This is a genomic window from Halobacterium sp. CBA1126, from assembly GCF_009741975.1.
GTDB lineage: Archaea > Halobacteriota > Halobacteria > Halobacteriales > Halobacteriaceae > Halobacterium.
In genome coordinates this window covers 1-5,255 of the sequence record NZ_WPCF01000142.1, presented here as the reverse complement: position 1 = coordinate 5,255, position 5,255 = coordinate 1, and the positions used below count along the sequence as shown (strand labels likewise).

Below are 5,255 nucleotides of genomic sequence, written 5' to 3'. Positions count from 1 at the left end.
GCCGTCGACGCCCGCGTCCCGGCAGAGCTCGGTGAGTTCGCGGACGAGCGACGCCGGGAGGTCGACGTCCGGCAGTAGGTCGCGGGCGTCGAGCAGGCGCTGGCGGACGCGCTCGGTCTCCTCGGCGTAGTCGCCGTCGAAGCCGTCGAGGGCGCGGGCGACGATTTCGGCGCGCTCGTCGAGGTCGTCGCTGCCCGCGACCGCCACGCGGAGGTCGAAGCGGTCCCGGAACTGCGGGCGGAGGTCGCCCTCCTCGGGGTTCATCGTCCCGACGAGCGTGAACTCCGCGGGGTGGGCGACGCTGACGCCGTCGCGCTCGACGCGGTTGACGCCGCTCGCGGCGGCGTCGAGGAGGACGTCGACGAGGTGGTCGTCGAGGAGGTTCACCTCGTCGACGTAGAGAACGCCTCGATTGGCGGCCGCGAGTAAACCTGGGTTGAACTCGGCGTCGCCGGCGAGCGCGTCCGGCACGGAGAGCGAGCCGACGACGCGGTCGCGGTCGGCGCCGAGCGGGAGCGAGACGAACGGCACGGGCCGCGTCTCGACCGGCGGGTCGTCTCGCGGCCGCAGTCCGCGCACTGCCGGTCGGGGTCGTCGGGCGGGCAGCCGTAGGGACAGTCGGCGACGGCGCGCTGGTCGGGCAGCAGGTCGGTGAGCGCGCGGGCGGTCGTGGACTTCGCGGTGCCCTTCTCGCCGGCGACGAGGAGGCCGCCGAGGTCGTCGTCGACGGCGACCGCGAGCAGCGCCTCCTTGAGATTTTGCTGGCCGACGACTGCCGGGAACGGCACGCGCTCCCGGCGGCCGGGCGACAGCTTTTTGCCGCTTCCTAAATCAACCATAGTTGTAATACCGCAACCCAGATTTAACACACTTATGCCCGAGATTGCACTCTACACCGCGACCGAGAACGAACTCGGCTCCATCCAGGCGGCCGCCGAGCGCGTCGACGACGACCTCCTCGCGCGCTCGGAGAGCGACCTCGAGGACGCCGCCGCCGTCGAGGCGTTCGTCGACGCCGCCAGCGACGCCGACGCCGCCGTGTTCTGGCTGCACGGCGCCGAGGACAGCATGCCCGGCTACGACCGCGCGACCGACCGGCTCGCCGACGCGGGCGTCCCGCTCGTCGTGAAGTCCACGGGCGACGCCTACGCCGTCGAGGACACCACCGTCGCCAGCGAGGACCGCGAGACCGTCTGCGAGTACCTCGACCGCGGCGGCACCGCGAACGTCGCGAACTGCCTGCGCTTCCTCGTCGACCGCTACACGGCGGCCGACCGGACGTACGACGACCCCGTGGCGCTCCCCACGGAGGGCGTCTACCACCCCGACCACCCGGGAGCAAGCTACGACGAGCTCCGCGCGACCTTCGACCCCGAGAAGCCGACGGTCGCGGTCTGGTTCTACGAGTCCCACTGGACCCACGAGAACACCCGCTACGTCGACGCGCAGGTGCGCGCGCTCGAAGCGCAGGGCGCGAACGCGCTCCCCGTCTTCTGCAACCCCGCGACCGACACCGACGAGCAAGAGGACGCCGAGTGGGTGACTGATACGTGGCTCTTAGAAAACGGCGAGGCGTCGGAGACGCCTCGAAATGGAGGCGGTGGAGCCGCCGATGGCGAGCCGGTCGTGGACGCCGTGCTGTCGTCGTTCATGTTCTCGCTGTCGATGGACGAACGCGGGCGCTCCGCGTCCGACGAGGGCGATTCGGCGGAGGACGTGTTCCTCGACCGGCTCGGGGTTCCGGTCCTCCAGACGGTGACGACGATGCGCTCGCGGTCGCGGTACGACGCCGCGGACACGGGCGTGATGGGGTTCGAGCTCGCGCTGTCGGTCGCGCTCCCGGAGTTCGACGGCAACGTCGTCACTCATCCGATCTCGGGCAAGGAGCGCACCGAGGACGCCGCGGGCATCGGCTCCGCGCCGAAACAGCACTTCCCCATCGAGGACCGCGTCGAGCACGCCGCCGGCCTCGCGGTGAACTGGGCGCGGCTCCGCCACCTCGAGAACGACGAGAAGAACGTCGCCGTTGTGCTCCACAACTACCCGCCGAGCGACGACGGCATCGGCACGGCGTTCGGCCTCGACACCCCCGAGAGCACGGTGAATCTGCTGGACGAGCTGGACACGCGCGGCTACGATTTGGGCGGCCAGACCCCACCCGAGGGGCAGGCGCTAATCGAACGGCTGACGAGCCAGCTCACGCTCGACGACCGCTGGGTCGCGCCCGAGGACGTCCGCGAGCGCAGCGTCGACGTGGTGTCGACCGACGAGTACGCCGACTGGTGGGCCGACGCCGACCCCGACTTCCGCGAGAACGTCCGCGAGGAGTGGTGCGAGCCGCCGGAGCGCCCGTTCGCGATTCCGGGCGTCGAGTTCGGGAACGTGCTCGTGACCGTCCAGCCGCCGCGCGGCTTCGGGATGGACCCGTCGAAGGTCTACCACGACAGCGACCTCCAGCCGCCCCACGACTACTACGCGTTCTACGCGTGGCTGCGCGAGGACTTCGACGCGGACGCCGTCGTCCACCTCGGCACCCACGGGAGCTTGGAGTGGCTACCCGGGAAGACCGTCGGCCTCGACTCGGCGAGCGCGCCGGACGCGCTGCTCGGCGACCTGCCGAACGTCTACCCGTACATCGTCAACAACCCCGGCGAGGGGACGCAGGCGAAGCGCCGGTCGTACGCCGCCGTCGTCGACTACCTCACGCCCGTGATGAGCAACGCGGGGACGTACGACGAGCTCGCGGAACTCGAGGAGCTCGCGTCGCGCTACCGGGAAGCCGGCACGGGGACGGGCGCCGACAGCGAGGCCCACCTCGCGGAGCGCATCCGCGAACACGTCGACGACCTCGACCTCGCCGTCGAACTCGGCGTCGAGGGCGAAATCGACGAGCGGGCGGACGTGCGCGGCCCCGACGAAGCCGGAACCTCGCTCGCGGAGGGCGAGGTGGGCGGTGACGACGTGGACATCGACGAGCTGGTCGAGCGCGTCCACGAGTACGTGACGGACGTGAAGACGACCCAGATTCGGCTGGGCCTGCACACGATGGGCGAGCCGCCGGAGGGCGACCGCCTCGTGGAGTACCTCGTCGCGCTCACGCGCCTCGAGAATCCGGGCGCGCCGTCGCTGCGCGAGTCGGTCGCGGGCGTCCTCGGCGTCGACTACCAGACGATGCTGGACTCGCCCGGCGAGTACAGCGAGGAACTCGGGATGACGTACACCGAGGCCGCCGACGAGGTGTACGAGACGAGCGTCGACCTCGTGGAGACGCTGGCGAGCGAGGGGTTCGACGTGCCGGCGTCGAACGTCGAGGGCGAGGCCGACGACGAGGTGAACATGAACCTGCTCGTCGTGGACGTCGACACGCTCGGCGACGCGAAGGCGAAATCGGGCGCGCACGACGACCTCCGCGACGTCCTCGAGTTCATCTGCGAGGAGGCCGCGCCGCGGGTGTTCGGCGCCGAGAGCGAGATTCCGCAGACGGCGGACGCGCTGAACGGCGAGTACGTCGAACCCGGCGGGAGCGGCGCGCCCACGCGGGGCGGCGTCGACCTCCTCCCCACTGGCCGGAACTTCTACACGCTGGACCCGCGGAAGGTGCCCGCGAAGACCGCGTGGGACGTCGGGAGCGAGGTCGCGGACGGCGTCGCCGAGCGCCACCACGACGCCGAGGGCGAGTACCCCGAGGAGGTCGGCGTGGTCGCGTGGGGGACGCCCACCGTCCGCACGCGCGGGGAGACCATCGCGCAGGTCCTCGGCCTGATGGGCGTCCGGCCGGTGTGGACCGACGCCGGGCGCGTCGACGACGTGGAACCGATTCCGCTCGAGGAGCTCGGCCGCCCGCGAATCGACGTGACGACGCGCGTCTCGGGGCTGTTCCGGGACGCCTTCCCGCAGGCCGCGGGCGTGATTCACGACGCCGTCGACGCGGTCGTCGACCTCGACGAGCCCCACGACCGGAACTACGTGAAGAAGCACGTCGAGGAAGACGCCGCCGACCTCGAAGCCGAGGGCGTCGAGGACCCCGAGCGGCCGCGAAACACCGCGTGTTCACGACGCGGCCGGGCGGCTACGGCGCGGGGACGAACAAGGCCGTCGACGAGGGCGAGTGGGACGACCGCTCGGACCTCGCCGAGGTGTACGTCCAGTGGGGCGGCTACGCGATGGGGTCGCGCGGGACGGTCTCGGCGGCCCGCGACGCCTTCGAGCGCCGCCTCGGGAACGTCGACGCCACCGTGAAAATCGAGGACACCGCCGAGCAGGACGAGTTCGACTCCTCGGACTGGTACGCGTTCCACGGCGGCTTCATCACGGCCGTCGCGGAGGAGTCCGGTTCGGAGCCGGCGTCGTACGTCGGCGACTCCAGCGACCCCGACAACGTCGACGTGTACACGAACGAGCAGAAGGTCCGGAAGGCGATGCGCGCCCGCGTGCTCAACCCCGAGTGGCTGGACTCGATGGAGGACCACGGCTACAAGGGCGCCGGCGACCTCTCCTCGACGGTCGACGTGGTGCTCGGGTGGGACGCCACCACGGGCGTCGTCTCCGACGGCCTCTGGGAGGCGGTCACCGAGCAGTACGCCTTCGACGAGGAGCGCCGGGAGTGGCTGCGGGACGTGAACCCGTGGGCGCTGGACTCCATCACCGACACCCTCCTCGAGGCCGTCGAGCGCGGGCTCTGGGACGCCGACGACGAGACCGCAGAGCGCCTGCGCGACCTGAACCTCCAGGTGGAGGGCGACCTCGAATCGAAAGCCGGCGACTCCCCCGCCGCGACCCCGGAGGTGTCCTCGGATGACGACTGACGGGGAGGCGTACGCGGACCTCGGCGCGACCACCGAGGACGCGATGGAGATCGCGGAGACGAGCATGGACCGCGTGCGCGAGCTCGTCCCCGACGAGACGCTCGCGGACCGCGTGCGACAGAAGGCCGTACACGCGACCGCCGACTCCGAGTTCCAGCACCTCGTGCGGTTCACCGGCAGCGACGACTCGGAGCCGGTCCGCGCCGGCGCTCGCGCCGTCCGCGACGAGGCGCCCGTCGTGACGGACATCACGATGGTGAAGGCGGGCGTCACGGGCCGCGGCCACGACTGCGAGGTGCGGAAGGCCATCGGAAACGGCGCCGATCTCGCGGCGGAGACTGGGATGACGCGGACCGCAGCCTCCGTCCTCGAACTCGACAGGGAGGGCGTCTACGACGGCGCGATTGCGGTCGTCGGGAACGCGCCGACCGCGGCGCTCGCGCTCGCGGA

Annotated in this window: 1 protein-coding gene and 2 pseudogenes; 2 read left to right on the top strand and 1 reads right to left on the bottom strand. The window is 71.4% G+C overall.

The annotated features are described in order from the left end of the window. Positions 1-839 (bottom strand): annotated as a pseudogene (locus tag GJ634_RS13980) (ATP-binding protein); the annotation flags it as partial. A gap of 34 nt (positions 840-873) precedes the next feature. On the opposite strand from GJ634_RS13980, the pseudogene cobN reads away from it, so the two are divergent. Both cobN and GJ634_RS13970 read left to right on the top strand, forming a co-directional pair. Continuing rightward, positions 874-4,805: pseudogene (cobN, locus tag GJ634_RS13975) on the top strand (cobaltochelatase subunit CobN). After that, positions 4,795-5,255 (top strand): precorrin-8X methylmutase (locus tag GJ634_RS13970; protein ID WP_197425541.1); only part of this gene is annotated, 461 nt, incomplete at its 3' end. The pseudogene cobN and the gene GJ634_RS13970, both read left to right, overlap by 11 nt.